11 protein-coding genes are annotated in these 16,424 nt (G+C 36.1%); 6 read left to right on the top strand and 5 right to left on the bottom strand.

All coding sequences use genetic code 11. From position 1 onward, the window contains the following. The first annotated feature begins 2 nt into the window (after positions 1-2). Positions 3-1,829, top strand: coding sequence for a glutamine--fructose-6-phosphate transaminase (isomerizing) (gene glmS, locus QSH13_RS11240; RefSeq protein WP_109398559.1), 1,827 nt, complete (start codon positions 3-5; stop codon positions 1,827-1,829). 114 nt (positions 1,830-1,943) lie between these two features. Here the strand turns inward: glmS and QSH13_RS11235 are convergent, their stop codons facing one another. Both QSH13_RS11235 and QSH13_RS11230 read right to left on the bottom strand, forming a co-directional pair. After that, positions 1,944-2,393 carry a DUF411 domain-containing protein gene (locus tag QSH13_RS11235; RefSeq protein WP_109398558.1) on the bottom strand — a complete coding sequence of 150 codons (450 nt, stop codon included), beginning with the start codon at positions 2,391-2,393 and terminating at the stop codon, positions 1,944-1,946. 247 nt (positions 2,394-2,640) lie between these two features. After that, entirely contained in the window at positions 2,641-3,048 is a 408-nt protein-coding gene (locus QSH13_RS11230; protein ID WP_109398557.1) for a YgiW/YdeI family stress tolerance OB fold protein, read from the bottom strand. A gap of 352 nt (positions 3,049-3,400) precedes the next feature. Between QSH13_RS11230 and satP the strand changes: the two genes are divergently transcribed. Next, complete coding sequence (gene satP / locus QSH13_RS11225; protein ID WP_109406954.1) at positions 3,401-3,964, top strand: acetate uptake transporter; 564 nt, start codon at positions 3,401-3,403, stop codon at positions 3,962-3,964. Between the two features lie 19 nt (positions 3,965-3,983). On the opposite strand, the gene QSH13_RS11220 is transcribed toward satP, so the two are convergent. From QSH13_RS11220 to ybiA, 3 genes are all read right to left on the bottom strand, one after another. Next, positions 3,984-4,568 (bottom strand): rhomboid family intramembrane serine protease, encoded by a 585-nt coding sequence (locus QSH13_RS11220; protein ID WP_109398556.1) that lies wholly within the window; start codon positions 4,566-4,568, stop codon positions 3,984-3,986. An 88-nt stretch (positions 4,569-4,656) separates the two neighbouring features. Then, positions 4,657-5,568: an N-acetylglucosamine kinase gene (nagK, locus tag QSH13_RS11215; RefSeq protein WP_109398555.1), complete on the bottom strand. Its 912-nt coding sequence runs from the start codon at positions 5,566-5,568 to the stop codon at positions 4,657-4,659. A 158-nt stretch (positions 5,569-5,726) separates the two neighbouring features. Further along, on the bottom strand, positions 5,727-6,278 hold the full coding sequence (gene ybiA, locus QSH13_RS11210) for a riboflavin biosynthesis intermediates N-glycosidase (RefSeq protein ID WP_109398554.1): 552 nt from the start codon (positions 6,276-6,278) through the stop codon (positions 5,727-5,729). Positions 6,279-7,650: 1,372 nt separating this feature from the next. Between ybiA and QSH13_RS11205 the strand changes: the two genes are divergently transcribed. The 4 genes from QSH13_RS11205 to QSH13_RS11190 all read left to right on the top strand — a co-directional run bounded on the left by QSH13_RS11205 (position 7,651) and on the right by QSH13_RS11190 (position 16,409). After that, the gene (locus tag QSH13_RS11205) at positions 7,651-8,049 is read left to right on the top strand and encodes a hypothetical protein (protein WP_109406955.1); all 399 of its coding nucleotides are present in this window, start codon (positions 7,651-7,653) and stop codon (positions 8,047-8,049) included. Positions 8,050-8,219: 170 nt separating this feature from the next. Next, on the top strand, positions 8,220-10,340 hold the full coding sequence (gene bcsA, locus QSH13_RS11200) for a UDP-forming cellulose synthase catalytic subunit (protein ID WP_109398552.1): 2,121 nt from the start codon (positions 8,220-8,222) through the stop codon (positions 10,338-10,340). 2 nt (positions 10,341-10,342) lie between these two features. Next, positions 10,343-12,694, top strand: coding sequence for a cellulose biosynthesis cyclic di-GMP-binding regulatory protein BcsB (gene bcsB, locus QSH13_RS11195; RefSeq protein ID WP_286039149.1), 2,352 nt, complete (start codon positions 10,343-10,345; stop codon positions 12,692-12,694). Positions 12,695-12,707: 13 nt separating this feature from the next. Beyond that, entirely contained in the window at positions 12,708-16,409 is a 3,702-nt protein-coding gene (locus QSH13_RS11190; RefSeq protein WP_286039148.1) for a cellulose biosynthesis protein BcsC, read from the top strand. Positions 16,410-16,424: the final 15 nt, after the last annotated feature.

Raw genomic sequence — 16,424 nt, 5'->3', positions numbered from 1 at the left:
CAATGTGTGGAATAGTAGGTGCAGTTGCACAACGCGATATCGCTGAAATCTTAATAGAAGGCTTACGTCGTTTAGAATACCGCGGTTATGATTCTGCGGGTTTAGCGGTTGTGGATAATGACTGTAAAATGACACGTCTGCGTGAAGCTGGCAAAGTACAAATGCTGGCTGAAGAGGCAGAAAAAACACAAGTGATTGGTGGTACAGGTATTGCTCATACTCGTTGGGCAACACATGGTGAACCTTGTGAAGATAATGCACATCCTCATGTATCAGGTACGATTGCGGTTGTACATAATGGCATTATCGAAAATTACCAAGAACTGAAAGCAGAATTAATTAAAAAAGGGTATCAGTTTGCTTCTCAAACTGATACTGAAGTGATTGCTCACCTTGTTAATTGGGAACAGCGTCAGGGTGGTACATTACGTGAAGTTGTACAACGCGTTATTCCTCAATTACGTGGTGCTTACGGCACTGTTATTATGGATAGCCGTACGCCTGAGTTATTAATCGCTGCTCGCTCTGGCAGTCCGCTGGTGGTCGGTCTTGGCGTTGGTGAAAACTTCCTTGCTTCTGACCAATTAGCTCTATTACCCGTTACTCGTCGTTTTATCTACCTTGAAGAAGGGGATATTGTTGAAATTACTCGTCGCCATGTTCATATTTTTGATGTGAATGGCAATGAAGTTAATCGTGATACGATTGAATCTAACGTTCAATATGATGCGGGTGATAAAGGCGTTTATCGTCACTACATGCAAAAAGAGATCTATGAACAGCCTCTTGCAATTAAAAATACGCTAGAAGGTCGTTTAAAAGCAGAAGGTATCGATCTTAGCGAATTAGGCCCTAAAGCTGAAGAGATCTTATCTAAAGTTGAGCATATTCAAATTGTAGCTTGTGGGACATCTTATAACGCAGGTATGGTTTCTCGTTATTGGTTTGAATCGTTAGCGGGTATTCCTTGTGATGTCGAAATTGCATCAGAATATCGCTATCGTAAACCTGCAACTCGCCGCAATAGCTTATTGATCACATTATCTCAATCAGGTGAAACAGCGGATACATTAGCGGCTCTGCGTTTATCTAAAGAGTTAGGTTATTTATCTTCTTTAGCTATTTGTAACGTAGCTGGCTCTTCTTTGGTGCGTGAGTCTGAATTTGTTTTAATGACTAAAGCTGGTGCTGAAATTGGTGTTGCATCAACCAAAGCATTTACAACACAGTTAACTGTTCTATTAATGCTGGTGGCATATATGGGGCGTATTAAAGGTGTTGCAACACTAGAGCACGATGTTTCTACGGCATTACACGCATTACCAAGTCGTATTGAAAGCATGTTATCGAAAGATAAAGTGATTGAAGCGTTAGCTGAAGACTTCTCAGAAAAAAGCCATGCTTTATTCTTAGGTCGTGGCGATCAATACCCGATTGCGGTAGAAGGTGCATTAAAGCTAAAAGAGATCTCTTATATTCATGCTGAAGCTTATGCTGCTGGTGAATTAAAACATGGCCCGTTAGCATTAATTGATGCAGATATGCCTGTTATTATCATTGCGCCGAACAACGAGTTATTAGAGAAATTAAAATCTAATATCGAAGAAGTGCGTGCGCGTGGTGGTTTACTGTATGTGTTTGCAGATCAAGATGCGGGTTTTGAAGAAAATGAAACAATGAAGCTGATTTCTCTGCCTCACGTTGAAGAGCTTATTGCGCCGATTTTCTACACCGTACCATTACAGCTGTTGTCTTATCATGTTGCTCTAATTAAAGGCACAGACGTAGACCAACCACGTAACTTGGCAAAATCAGTTACAGTTGAATAAATGATACGTTAATAGTCTTTAGTTGATAAAACCCAGTTAGAGATATCTGCTAACTGGGTTTTTTTATGGTTATTAAAATAACATTACAGTAAACAAAATGAAGTAAGGAAATAACTAGTTGTAAGATTTAAATAGGGACTGATTGCCTGATTTATCAAAAGCGATAACTTGGTAAGATTCTTTGTAATCACCTGCATACATACCTAAGCTACCCGCCGGCATTCCTGCAACTGCAATACCTGATTTAGATTTATCCATTAAGTCGATATTTTTTAAACTATCGACAGGGATGTGTCCTACTAAATCTTTACCTTGATAAGTCGCAAAGTGGCAACTTAATAAATTATTTGGTACACCTGCTTGTTGATATTTTTTCATTAATTGTGTTTCTGAAACGATATTCACTTTAACGTTAAAACCGGCTTCTTTTACACCATCAGCCCATAAAGTACAGCATCCGCAACTTTCTGTTTTATAAACCTCAACAACATTATGATTAGAAGCATAAGCTGTGCTTGTAAAAACAGAGATTGCAATGATAGAAGGCAGTAATAATTTTTTCATTGTTCATTCCTTTCATTAAGTTGATAGAAGAAACAATAATCTTTCCCCCTACTGGAAGGTCAATTTAATTAAGGTATAAACGCGTAGAGTTTTGTAAAAAAATATTTATAAAAAACAAAGATATAAATAATACTTTGTGTATCTTTTTTGATGTTTTTTTAGTTGATATAAAAAGGAAAAATAAAAAGCTAATATATTGAAATATATTAGCTTTTATAATAATCAGGCTATTTTATTTAAAGATAAATTATTTGATAATGGTAATTTGTTTTACGTCGATCTCTACGCTTGTCCACTCTTTATCAACTTTACCTTCAATTCTGACGGTATTATCTGGGGTTACTGTTTGTCCGCGCCATCTTTTATTGTCAATATCTACATTGATACCACCGGTGCTATCTTCAAAAACGTATAGCTCATTACCAATTTTTTTGGTGATTTTGCCTGTTAAGATAACCCAAGTATCATCAGAAAGATCTTTTGCTTTTGCGACAGTGGTTTCACTAATTGAAGGACCTTTAAATCCCCCTTGGTCAGCACTTGATTGGATAGTACCTTGAGGAGAAACAAAACCACCATTATTATGAGATGTTGTATTGGCTTGAGATGCAAAAGCCAACGTACTACCAATTAATAATACAAGAATTTTTTTCATATCAAGCTCGCTTTTGGTTTAAAATATAACTAATTATAGTACTTATTTTGTTTCAATTTTACATATAAAACAGTATGTAAAGGTAAACTTAAGTATTAATATATCAAATAATTGATATTAAAGTTTGAAAACTAGATTTATATTTTATAGTGTTGTTTTTTTCAACACAAGCATCTATCACTAAAGACTTCTTTTCTTTAAGTTAAATCCTCTAGTTATTTCCCCTTGGGATCAGTGTAGACCGTTATTCAAAAATATACTCTGCAAGATCATTGTTTTTAGATGTATTACCTCTTATCATCCAGCGCCTTCAAATTTTTTTTAATTTTCCCCTGTTATTTTTAGAGGTTTTATGACTAACGAACGCATTGCCAATCCGGGTCCATTAGGTTTAATGGGTTTTGGTATGACAACGATTTTGTTGAATATACATAATGCTGGTTTTTTCCCAGTAGTCTCCGTCATTATGAGTATGGGAATTTTTTATGGTGGGATAGCTCAAGTTATTGCTGGGATTTTTGAATTCAAAAAAGGCAATACTTTTGGGGCTACTGCATTTACCTCTTATGGCTTCTTTTGGGTAACATTAGTAGGAATTTGGTTATTACCCGTAATGGGGTTAAGTGAGCCAACAACCCCTCTATTTTTAGGGGTATTTTTAGCGCTATGGGGAATATTTACCTTTTTCATGTTTATTGGCACGTTAAAAGCCAATAGAGCACTCCAGTTTGTCTTTTTAAGTCTGACAATTTTATTTGTTTTGCTGGCAATCGGAAATATCACAGGTAATGCTCTGATTTTAAAAATTGCAGGTTTTGAAGGTATTATTTGTGGTGCTAGTGCTTTTTATCTGGCAATGGCTGAAGTATTAAATGAGATGTATGGCAGAACAATACTGCCAATTGGTCACAAGTAACTGCTTTATAAAGAAGTGGCTATTTAGCCACTTCTACTACTTGGCTTTTACGGCGTATTAATTTTCTTGCACACCATGCATAAAGTAACCCTGCAACGACACCTGAAATATGTGATTCTGTTGATACACCTAATTGCCCTGGGATTAAGCCATAGGCCATTGATCCATAATAGAATAAAACAAAGAGGGCAATGACAATATCGATAATTTTGTGGCGAGTAAAAGCGTGTGCAATAAGTAAAGACCATAATCCAAAAATCCATCCACTTGCACCAACGTGAATAGCATTTCTACCAAAAATCCAAACTAATAAACCACTTACGATAATAATAAATATGCTGGATAACACATATTCTCGTAGAGATTGTGTCATAGATAAAAAGCTAAGAATAAGAAATGGGAGTAGATTACTAAATAGATGAGACCAAGATCCGTGAATGAAAGGTGCGATAAAAATACCAATTAAACCTTCACCCGTTCTTGGAATAATCCCCCATTGAAGAAGAGATATGGAAAATAGTGAGTTAATAAGTTGAAGTAAGACTAATATGATAGTTAACCCGCCAAGAAAGGTGAGTCTTTTTTTAAACCAAACTTTATCCATAACGGTAGCCTTAATAATGTGATGACGTTGATAAAACGCTATAAATAGAAGAGTCTTTAATAAAAGAAGAAAGACTCTTTGTTATTTATCAATCTAATAAATTAAGGCAAGCAGCTCCACGAGCGCCACCTGCATCACCATGACGAGCTTTTTCTATTAATGGAATTTGTGCATTTCCGTAAACACAGTGTGAGAGATATTCAGGTAATAGCTCATACAGTGCGTTAAATTGTGATAATCCACCACCAATAACAATTAAATGAGGGTCAAGTACCGTAAGAATATTGCTAAGGTAAATCGCAAGTACTTTCATATAGCGATCAACATGCTCTTGGGTCTTTTTATCGCCCGCATAATATTGCTCAACAATATCAACCGCTCTTTGTGGTGCATCATTAAAGGCTTTATACATACGTTCAAAACCACGGCCTGATAAATAGGTTTCAAAACATGCTTTTTTACCACAACCACAAATAATTTTTGGCATCGTTTCGCCGATCACGTTATCTGCATCCACATTCAGATTCATATGACCGATTTCACCAGCAATCCCATTCTTGCCTGACAAGACTTTACCATCAATAACAAAACCACCACCTACGCCAGTTCCTAATATAAGACCTAGTACAGAAGGGTGATGACGAAACTCAGGATCCCAAGCTTCCGATAAGGCAAAACAGTTAGCATCATTTTCAACTTTAACAGGTCTATTGAGTATATGTGCGAGATCGTGGATCATTGGCTTGTATTTAGCTGCTGGAACATTAGTAGTAAATACTGTTCCTTCTTTAGCATTCACAATACCAGGAACACCAACTCCTACTTTTCCTTTATAACCTATTTCATTGTCAGCTTCTAAAGTCAGTTCTTTAAAAACATTCAATAATGCTTGATAGTCATTTTTAGGTGTTGGAACACGCTTTTGCCATACTTGAGTGAGATCTTTATCAAAAACGGCAAGCTCAATTTTTGTGCCGCCCATATCAAAACCATAATACATATCAGTCTCTTAATTATTCTGTAAATATTATTTATAGCAACGACAAAGTTGTCGTTACGTGGTCATTTCTATTTCAGTCAATACTTAAGTTATCTCTACTGCTTATATACACTAGGTTAAAGAAGAACAGTGATTGGTGACAGTTGAGTTTTCTTTATCTATTGATTACTACCTTCAATCAAAATACTACGTACTTTCATTAGAGCAAAGCCTAATAAATTTAACCCATTCCAAAGAAGGGGATTGTGAATTTCGTTGTCTTGCTCACTTAAACCGACGCCCCATATTTTATCAACAGGGCTTGCTTCAACAAGCACACGATTGCCTGTTGAAATCAGAAAGTTACCGAGCTCTTTATTTTGGGAAAATTTAGCGATATTGGCACGAATAACAATATCCATACGGTGTTGCTCCCAAATGTCTTGGTCAAATCCTTTTACTTCTCTGCCTAATGCTTTTGCTGAGCCCGGATTAGATGCAGTAATAATGCGATTTCTAACTTCTATATCATTAAATAGCTTCGCTTTTTCAGCCATCATATAGTGTTCAGCACTGGCATAACGCACATCATCTAATATAAAAGGTGCTGGATACCATTGGCTAAAGCAACTTTTTGCGATGTCATTACCTTTACTTTGGTGTCCCCAAAAGTAGATGTACTTTATTTTCTTTCCTGCACGAAATTCTTTTCTTAATTGTGCTAAATCCATCTTTTTTCCCGTTATGTTGAATACTCCTAATTCACATAATAAAGATAGCATAGAAGTAAAGAAGGATAGAGTGCCTTTTTGCGATTCTGTGAGTAGGTGAAGCGATTCCGCTATTTTTAATTTATTCTTATTAAATTCATCTTTATTTGATTATTTTTTGCTAAATAATAAAAAAAATATAACTTAGATTACTGAGATTATTCTTAAAAAAATCGAAATAAAGTGTTTCTTTATTTATATAATCACACAAAAAGATAATCTTAAAACGATATCTCTTACTTAGTATAAATGTGTAGTTAATTAAGTATTCTTAATATAAAAAATTACAATTATTGGTATTTATACTAGTTATTGGTATTTATAACTACTATTGTTGTTAATTTATAGTTTATTCAATATGTTATATCTTTTTTGTGTGCTACTTTTCATTATTTCATTTATTATTTGAACCAAATCACGCTTATGAGTTTGTTAAGCTAAATTAACAATATCATTTTATAAATAAAATATTACTTAAGTTAATTATTCTAAAATACTGGTTATTCTTAGCGGTATTTACTATAAGAGAGTAATAAAACCAATCATAGATTGATAATCTAGTTTTGTCTTTTCTTGTCATGTTTTTTTCTAAAACTTAATCAACTCTGATGTATTTTATTTTTTCTCATTAAAATAAAACGATCGTAATATGATAAAAAACAATAAAAACACTTTTTAGGTGTAAAAAAAGAATCTGTTTTGATAATGATCAATATGAATAAATAATCTTTTTTGTTTTTAATTATCATTTTTTTAGTCTTTTTTTGAGTGGGAAAAAGAAAGGGGATTAAAATTGATCTTGATAGGTTCTTTGATTTTTAGAAGAAATAATATCAATAAATAATTATTTTAGAATTTTATTTTTATAAAATTTATACAAATTGTTATTAGTTAACTCTAGTTATTATCTGTTTTTTTTACCTGTTTTTTTAGGTGAAAAAGGCACTGCTTTTGGTAGTAATAATAAATATAGCAGTAAGTAAAAATACTCATTTTTATAAGGTGAAAATGAGTGTCATTTTTCTTTTTGTACTTTTTTTGATGTTGTATTTTTCATTAAAATAATTATACAATTTAATTTAAATAATCATTACTAATAATATAAAGATGCTTATTTGTAATTAAATAGATTAGTGTTTATAAGATTATTTTACCCTATATAGTTGATGTTCATTAATTGAAAGTTTAATGAGAGTTTCAATATGAATTTATAAAGATATGTTTTTAACATATTGTGAAAAATATCTATAAGGCTCTCTCTTCTTTATTTTGAATGGGCATTAAGTTATTGAATAAGGTTTATAGAGTACTTGTTATTAAAGGGGGCCACACTATGTATGATGATATTAGTAACCTAAAAGATAAGTTTCAGGAAGATGCCTTTGCTTTTCAAGATTTTTCTTCCTCTACAACACAACATGTTGATAATAAAATAGAACCGGTTGTTACGAATAAAGAAGATAATAATAAACTTAGTAAGTTAAGTAATGATACGTTTTCTGAAACTTCGTTTTTAGTGAAAAAAGAACTCAAACAGCCTGTTATCTCATCGCCTATTCCTTCTTATCACCAGGATGCTTTAGCTGTTAAAGCAAAGAAAGACAATTTAATTAAGAGCAAGGAAAAGTTGTTATCAGATAATAAAATATTTGATAGCAAAGAAACTGATAGAGTTTATGCTCATGAAAATATATCACTAAAAGAGATATTTTCATTTATTGCCTCTGTCTAATCTAAATAATAAAAACGCTTTGTGTAAATAAATAATATTGACTGGTGTCAATTTTTAGCCATTGTTATTTTATTTTTAAGATAGGTTTGTTTCTTTTCGATATTTATTAATATCGATGGGGTGCCTTTGTCTTAAGAAAAGATCTATGGCGATGACAAAGGTACAGGTTTATGAATAAAATATTTAAAACATTAATTACGGCTTTTCTATTGATAACAATGTTTTCACTTATTGTTATGCCAATGAGTGCCGAACAACAATATATATTCGGTATTATCAATATATTGCTGTTATTTGTTATCGGTTTTAAAAAATCAAAAAAACGATTATTAACGATGGTTTTTATTTCATTGTTGATGTCAACGCGTTATCTCTACTGGCGTGCAACAAATACTTTAAATTTTAATACAACAATTGAGGCTATTTTAGGTAGTGGTTTATTTATGGCTGAGATTTATTCTTGGATAATATTAGTCCTAGGATACTTCCAAACGTCATGGCCATTAAATAGAAAAATAGCCCCCTTACCTAAAGATGTTTCTCAATGGCCTACAGTTGATATTTATATTCCAACATATAATGAAAGCTTAGATGTTGTACGTGATACGGTCCTCGCTGCACAAGCTATCGATTATCCACAAGATAAAATGAAAGTTTATATATTGGATGATGGTAGTCGTGAAGAATTTAAACAATTTGCTGGTGACGTTGGGGTAACTTACATTGAACGAGAAGTTCATGATCACGCTAAGGCGGGTAATTTAAATCATGCGATGGGATTAACAGACGGTGAGCTAATCTGTGTTTTTGACTGTGACCACATTTCAACACGTATTTTCTTGCAAGCAACGGTAGGAAGTTTCCTTGAAGATCCAAAATTAGCGTTGATCCAAACTCCACACTATTTTTACTCATCAGACCCATTTGAACGTAACTTAAGTGCAGCTAAAGATGCACCGCATGAAGGCGCACTTTTCTATGGCCCTGTTCAACGTGGTAATGATAACTGGAATGCAACTTTCTTCTGTGGTTCATGTGCTGTTATGCGTCGTAGTGCTCTTGAAGAAATTGGGGGGATTGCTGTTGAAACGGTCACCGAAGATGCACACACTGCGCTTAAATTACAACGTTTAGGTTGGAACTCTGCATTTATTGATATTCCTTTAGCTGCCGGTCTTGCAACAGAACGTTTAGCATTACACGTTAATCAACGTATTCGTTGGGCTAGAGGGATGACACAGATATTCCGTGTTGATAATCCTATGTTGGGCCGTGGTTTAACATTCCCTCAGCGTTTATGTTATCTCAATGCGATGCTCCATTTTCAGTATGGTTTGCCTCGTATCATCTTCTTGACTGCACCGTTACTGTTTATGTTATTTAACCTTAATATTATCGCTTCATCCGCAAGCATGATATTTGCCTATGCATTACCTCACTTAATCATGTCGGTTTATGTAAACTCGAAAAATATCGGTAAATACCGTTACTCTTTTTGGGGGGAAATTTATGAAACCGTCATGGCATTTAGTTTGGTATTACCTACCTTACTGAGCTTAGTTTCACCAAAATTAGGTAAGTTTAACGTAACAGATAAAGGTGACTTGCTTGATAAAAGCTATATGGATTACCTCACTGTACGCCCATTAATTATTACTGCACTCCTGCTTATTACTGGGATTTCATGGGTTATTGTTCGTTACCTATTGAATGATTTCCAAGGTATTGATCCTCTGGTTATTGTTTTAAACCTTACTTGGGCGACTTACAGTTTATTTATCATTCTTGCCTCTATCGCCGTGGGTAAAGAGACTCGACAAATTCGTAAGAATACGCGAATCAATGCATCTCTACCGATTACGTTACATTTTGATGATGGTGCTGAGTTAACAACGACCACTGAAGATATTTCAATGGGAGGTGTTCGCATTGCTGTGAATAAAATGTCTGAACTTCGCCAACGTAATGTCACGTCAATCACTCTGAATGTACAACGAGATGAAGTTACTGTTCCTGTTGATCTGGTGAGTTTAGAAAGCAATCAACTCCGTCTTGAATTCTTGCCTATTGATTTAAATCTTCGCCGTAAATTAGTGCGCATTGTTTTTGGTCGTGCTGATGCATGGATCCATCAAGCAGATTATAAGGACAAGCCATTTAAAGAATTGGCAGGTATTACGCGTTGTATTTTTGAATTGTTCTTTGGGCGTCGCCAAAAAGTGAAAGCACCAGCAATAAGAACGAAAGCAAAAGCTTCACTCTCTGTGCAATCTATTAACGGGGATGATTAAGCATGAAAAAGAAACTGACATTAATGCTAAGCCTGACGGCGATAGCGATTGCAAGTATCAATCTTTCTCAAGCAGATACCGGAATGTTAGAGCTAGGAGGAGAGCTTTTACCTGATCCGACTTCTTATGCTCATTCTTCTGTACAACAAAATGCAAATAACCCGATCCAACTTGGAGGTGGTGCATTATCTGAAGCGCGTAATATTGAAGAGCAATTAACATTAGCACAGATGGGCAGTCCATCACCTATCGTGTTATCAGGAAGAAAATTACTTTCTGGTGTGACGTTTAATATGGCGAACGATTTATTTATTGATAACGCCACATTAACGATGAAAGTGAAAGCATCTCAAGGATTAATTCAATCTGATCAAACACTTCACTTAATGCTAAATGGTCAACCTATAGGATTTCTACCTTTAGAAGAAGGTGGGCAAGAGCATGAATATGTTTTAGAAATTCCTGAAATGATGTTGACGAATGTGAATAACCTTAGCTTTCGTTTAGCCAGTCGTGATGCATTGGATGAAAACCAATGTATTCCTCCACTGGCTGAAGGACTAAGTCTGATTATTTCACCAGATTCATCATTAGATTATCGAGGTCGCTGGATTAATGGCGGGTATAGTTTGGAACGATTGCCCCTACCGTTCTTTGATCCTGACAGAATGACAGCGACCTCGTTACCTATCATATTGTCAGATAAACCTGATCATGCGGAGGTAACAACGGCAGCTATTGCTGCATCATGGTTTGGTAGTTTTAGCCATGATATTAAGCAAATTGATTTACCGGTTTTAATGAATCAGTTACCTGAAAGTGATGGTGTTTTAGTTGGCTATTCAGGACAAACTATTGCGGGTATTACATTACCTTCAGGAAATAGTGGGCAATTAACTATTGTTGATAACCCGGTTGATCCTGTTTTCAAATTATTATTGATCAGCGGTGATAATGAGAAATCTCTTCGTCAAGCGGTATGGGCATTAAATAATGGAAAATTGCCACAAAACGATCACTTAGTGGTGCCGTTTCAAACGCTTGCGATGAGTAAAGATTACGATGCTCCTCGTTGGTTAAATACCAACAAACCGGTTACGTTAAGTGAAATTGCCAATGGTAGTGATGACTTCTCACGTCAAGGTATTAACCACGCACCGAATCAGTTTTCATTTCGAGTCTCTCCTGATCTCTTTTGGTGGGATGGTGATGCACTACCTTTAGATTTGAAATATGTATTCCCTCATTCGGATAAAATAAATAGTCGTCGTTCTTCATTAATTGCCTCTTTGAATAACCAATTCTTAGGTGCATTGTATCCAGCGCGTTCAGAACCTTTAGGCATATTAAGGCAATGGTTAGGTATGGAGAGTGAAGAGCAAAACAGCACACTCTATTTAAACCCTCGTCAAATTTATAGCCAGAATCAATTACAGTTTTATTTTGATTTACGTGAACCCGATGATGCACCGTGTATTTTAACGGATGGCAGTAGTTTGATTAGCCGAATCGATCCGCAATCAACGCTGCAATTTAAAAATACTTGGCACTACTCAAGAATGCCGAACTTGGCTTATTTTTCAGGTGCGTCATTTCCATTTAGTCGTCGTGCAGATTTTTCACAAACCACACTGTTGCTACCTGAAAATCCAACAATAGAAGAGCTTTATACCTTAGTGAACTTAATGGCGAGATCAGGTTATGCCACAGGTACACCAGTTTCTCATGCTTCAGTTTTCTTAGGTGCTAAAGAGCTTGAGAAAAATAACCTCTCTCAACACGATGTGCTTGCGATTGGCTCATTAAGTAGTGAAGGATTTCTACCTGCGCGTTTTTCACAACAAACGTTCTCATTTTTAAATAAAAACGTTGAAATCAAATCTCAATCATTGATTGATAAAGCAAAAGGCTGGATTGCTGGCGATTATTTATCTCAAAGTAGTGATGCTGCAAGTTACTTATCTTCAGTAAAAGATTGGCGTGGCATGATGAGTTTTATCTCACCTTGGGCAAACGATAGGGTTGTCGTATTGGTTACAGCTAAAGGTAATGATTCGATAAAAACCATTATCAATGACTTAAATTTAGCCCAAATAAATGCGGCTATTAAAGGCGATATCACACTTATTAGTGGTAAAGATACCGTAAAAAGTTTCCATTTAGGTGAACACTTCTCGCAAGGTGACTTACCTTTCTTACAACAATTCCTTTGGTATAGCTCTAGACACGTATATTTGCTGGGTCTTTTAGCGGTTGGTTTTTGTGCGCTGACGGGGTTCGCGACTTATTACTGGTTACAACGTCGTTCAACTCGTCGTTTACATCAGATATCACAGCATCGTTCAGATAAATAAGGGGGGATATAAGATGAAAAATCATGCACTTAATATCATCGTTAAAGTCATCTATGCAGGTTGTATTCTAGGGGCTTCAAGTCAAGTTCAAGCAACAGCCGTTGAGGTAAATACAACAGCAACTGATCCAAATATTGTCAGTTCTCTTATTGAACAAGCTAATTATTGGCACGGTAGAGCGCACGACGAGCGAGCTGTAGAAGCACTGCAAAAGGTGCTGATTATGGAAAGCAATAATCAGGATGCGCTGTATTTAATGGCATTTTTTACGGCGCAACAAGGTAATGAAAAACAAGCAACGTATTGGCGAGAAAAACTTGCACAAATTGCACCGCAAGATCCACGAATTGGAGGATTAAAAAATATCCGATCATCACAATTTAGTGAACAACAATTAGGATATGCCAGAGAATTAGCAAAGAAAGGACAACATGAAGAAGCGATAAAAGCGTATCAACGTTTATTTGTTAGCAGTGAGCCACCAGAAACACTGGCGTTAGAATATTATCAAACCATGGCGGGTGTACCCGCAATGTTGCCTCAAGCTATTACGGGATTAAAGCAACGTGCTGCAGCAATGCCTGAGAATAAAGAAACGCAAAAAGCATTAGGATTAACGTTAACTTATAACGAAGAGACTCGCCGTGAAGGAATAACCATTTTAGGTAATATCTCAGGTGATGAGTCAGTCAAAAAAGGTATACGCCAAGCTCTGTTATGGTTGAATGTTCGTCCTGATGATGAAGTGTTATATAAAACTTATTTGCAAGCAAACCCGAACGATAAAGCGGTTGCAGAACATTTCCAAGGCGCTATTCAAGGTAATGCACGTCAAGCAGGTTATACCGCATTAAATAAAGGTAAATTGAAAGAAGCCGAAGGTTATTTCAAACAAGCTTTAGCGACAGATAACCATGATGCGCAAGCTTTGGCAGGTTTAGGTTATATCGCACTGCGTTCAGGTGATTTAACTACAGGTCAGCGTTTATTAAATCAAGCAGCACAATCAGGTGGCGAACAAGGTAGTAAATGGAAGCAACAAGCGGAAGATGCGGGTTTTTATGCGCAATTACGTCGCGCACAACAACGTGCTAAACAAGGGAATATTCAACAAGCTCTTGATCAATTAGCACCATTAACGGGGGCTTCAGGTGAAAAAGGGTTGTCTGCCAACTTATTACAAGCTGACTTATTACGTAAGCAAGGTAACTTACCCGCAGCTCACCAATTACTGTCAGGGCTTTATCAGCAAAATAGCCGTAATGAAAAAGTAGTTTCTGCTTATTACTATTTATTAGTTCAGGAAGGACAGAATACGAAAGCAGAGCAATTGCTGGCTCAACAATCTGCCTCTTTGCGTCAAAAACTTACTGCGAACACAGATCCTTCTGAGAAATTACGTCGTGAAGCGCAAAAAGCGTTAGAAAATGGTCAGCGTGTTCAAGCAAGACAATTACTTTTACAAGCTCAGCGTAAAAACCCGCAAAATAACTGGGTTTACCTCGATTTAGCACGCCTAATGACGGCTGATGGTGATAGTGCTGGTGCAAAAAATATTATTTCACAGCTACAAAACCGTAGAACAAAAGACTCTGATTATGTGGCATCTCTGTTTTATGTTGAGCAAAAAGAGTGGGATAAAGTTTTTAACTTGTTAAGTGGCCATCACCAACAAACTGAAGCAGAAAAAGAGTTATTACAGCGTGCTCGCTTTCACCGCCAACTTGCGCAAGCTGACCATTATCGTCAGTCAGGAAACCTTGTTGCAATGCGTAATATTTTACGCCCATTAATTAATCAAGTAGCTGATTATCCAAATGATGTGGGTGAATTAGCAGAGAAATTGGTTAACAGCGGATTAAATGATGAAGCGTTGCAATTAGTTGAAAGTGATATTGCAAAAGGCACTAAAGGCTCGATAGGTAACTACGCTGGTCATATCAATGTCCTCAATGAATTAGGTCGCTATACACAGGCATCTAGCTTGATTAATGATCCAGCTTTACAACAAGAAACACCAATTGTTGAGAAAAAACGTTTAGAAGTTGCCACTAAAGTTGCACAAGCAGATAGCTTACGTGAAAAAGGCGAAATTAAAGCAGCTTATGACTTGTTAGTCGTTGCCTTAAAAACATCATCGAATGATCCCGATTTATTAATGGCATTAAGTCGTGTTTATTTAGCGCAATCAATGCCGGAACAATCAAATAAAATTCTTTCTTACTTGGAAAAAGAGCAAGGAAAAGATAGCAAATTAATCCAAGCTCAAATTGACGTAGCATTAGCACAAAAAGATGGAAGAAAAGCACAGCAGTTATTGCAGCAAATTCCTTCATCTTCACAACCTGCTTATTTATTACAAGCGGCGCAAATTGCGCAATTAAATGGTGAAAATCGCAAAGCATTAACGTTACTGCGTAGTGCGCAATGGCAAAACAGTGATAACACATTAAAAACCTCAGCAGGCCAATTAAGTGTATTAGGGGAAAGTGACAATCCCGTTATTGCTGGTTCTATCTATGAACGTAAAGAGATGGCATCGGTTCAACGTTCTATTCGTGAATTAGAAGAAAAGGTTGCACCGTGGGTACAAGGCGGTGTCGCTATACGTCATCGTAATGGTGATAAAGGATTGTCTAATGTCACTGAAATTTCAGCACCAATCAGTATTTCGAATGTACCAGGTGAAGAGTTTCGTTGGGAACTGAATGTTAACCCTGTTTCGATGACAAGTGGTTCGGTTTCAGGAGAAAGAGCTAACCGATTTGGTACGGGTCAGCTTCAACATGCTGAACGCTTTGCTAAAAATAGCGATAACCATGACGAGAAAAATAAAATTAATGCTGATGAAGCAGGTAGTCAACGTGCTTCAGGTGTTGAATTAGGACTGCGTTTATCAGACAAGGATGTCAGCTTTGATGTGGGTTCAACGCCATTAGGTAAAGATACGGCAACGATTGTTGGGGGGCTCACATATTCACCTCAAATTAGCCCAAATGGGCAATTAACACTGACAGCGGAGCGCAGAGCCATAAAAGATAGTCTACTTTCTTATATGGGGCGTACTGATCCTATGACAGGCGAAAGTTGGGGGCGTGTAACACGTAACGGCGCTAAAGTTCAATATGCTTGGGATGATGGAAAAATAGGAGCTTATGCTGGTGGTGGTTTCTATAACTACCAAGGTAAAAGTGTTGCGAGTAATGATGAAGTGAAAGCGTGGATAGGCTCTTATGCTAAGTTCTATAAAGATGATCAACAAGAAGTAAAAGCTGGTGTGCATGTTGATTATATGAACTTTAGGAATAACCAAAATTACTTCTCATTAGGACACGGAGGTTACTTTAGCCCGCAAGATTATGTGTCTGTATCATTGCCTGTTGCTTATACCCGCCGTTTTGAAAAAGGTGAAGTCTCATTAAATGGTGCAATAGGGATACAAAGTTACAAACAAAAAGGCAGTGATTATTTTCCAACACATGGTTATATGCAAAACGCATTAAATAAAAAGAATGCGAGCGATCCTCGTATTAAATCCCAGTACGAAGAACAAGACGAAACAAATTTTACTTACAGATTAGGTTTAGACGCGAAATATTATTTAAACAAAGAAACCGAGTTAGGTGTCAGCTTATCGCATGATACATCGGGTGATTATGCTGAAGATAATATGTGGTTACACTTAAAATATACTCCAGATTTCCTGTCTAAATAATTAAGGAGATAAATA

Origin of the sequence: Proteus faecis, from assembly GCF_030286765.1 — a bacterium.
Lineage (GTDB): Bacteria > Pseudomonadota > Gammaproteobacteria > Enterobacterales > Enterobacteriaceae > Proteus > Proteus faecis.
This window is presented reverse-complemented; position numbering and strand designations above follow the sequence as displayed.

Excerpts from the sequence above, each read along its gene's own strand:
- nagK (WP_109398555.1), bottom strand. The coding sequence starts at position 5,568 with ATGTATTATGGTTTTGATATGGGCGGCACAAAAATTGAGCTTGCCGTT.
- QSH13_RS11205 (WP_109406955.1), top strand. The coding sequence starts at position 7,651 with ATGTATGATGATATTAGTAACCTAAAAGATAAGTTTCAGGAAGATGCC.
- glmS (WP_109398559.1), top strand. The coding sequence starts at position 3 with ATGTGTGGAATAGTAGGTGCAGTTGCACAACGCGATATCGCTGAAATC.
- bcsA (WP_109398552.1), top strand. The coding sequence starts at position 8,220 with ATGAATAAAATATTTAAAACATTAATTACGGCTTTTCTATTGATAACA.
- bcsB (WP_286039149.1), top strand. The coding sequence starts at position 10,343 with ATGAAAAAGAAACTGACATTAATGCTAAGCCTGACGGCGATAGCGATT.
- QSH13_RS11230 (WP_109398557.1), bottom strand. The coding sequence starts at position 3,048 with ATGAAAAAAATTCTTGTATTATTAATTGGTAGTACGTTGGCTTTTGCA.
- satP (WP_109406954.1), top strand. The coding sequence starts at position 3,401 with ATGACTAACGAACGCATTGCCAATCCGGGTCCATTAGGTTTAATGGGT.
- QSH13_RS11190 (WP_286039148.1), top strand. The coding sequence starts at position 12,708 with ATGAAAAATCATGCACTTAATATCATCGTTAAAGTCATCTATGCAGGT.
- ybiA (WP_109398554.1), bottom strand. The coding sequence starts at position 6,278 with ATGGATTTAGCACAATTAAGAAAAGAATTTCGTGCAGGAAAGAAAATA.
- QSH13_RS11220 (WP_109398556.1), bottom strand. The coding sequence starts at position 4,568 with ATGGATAAAGTTTGGTTTAAAAAAAGACTCACCTTTCTTGGCGGGTTA.
- QSH13_RS11235 (WP_109398558.1), bottom strand. The coding sequence starts at position 2,393 with ATGAAAAAATTATTACTGCCTTCTATCATTGCAATCTCTGTTTTTACA.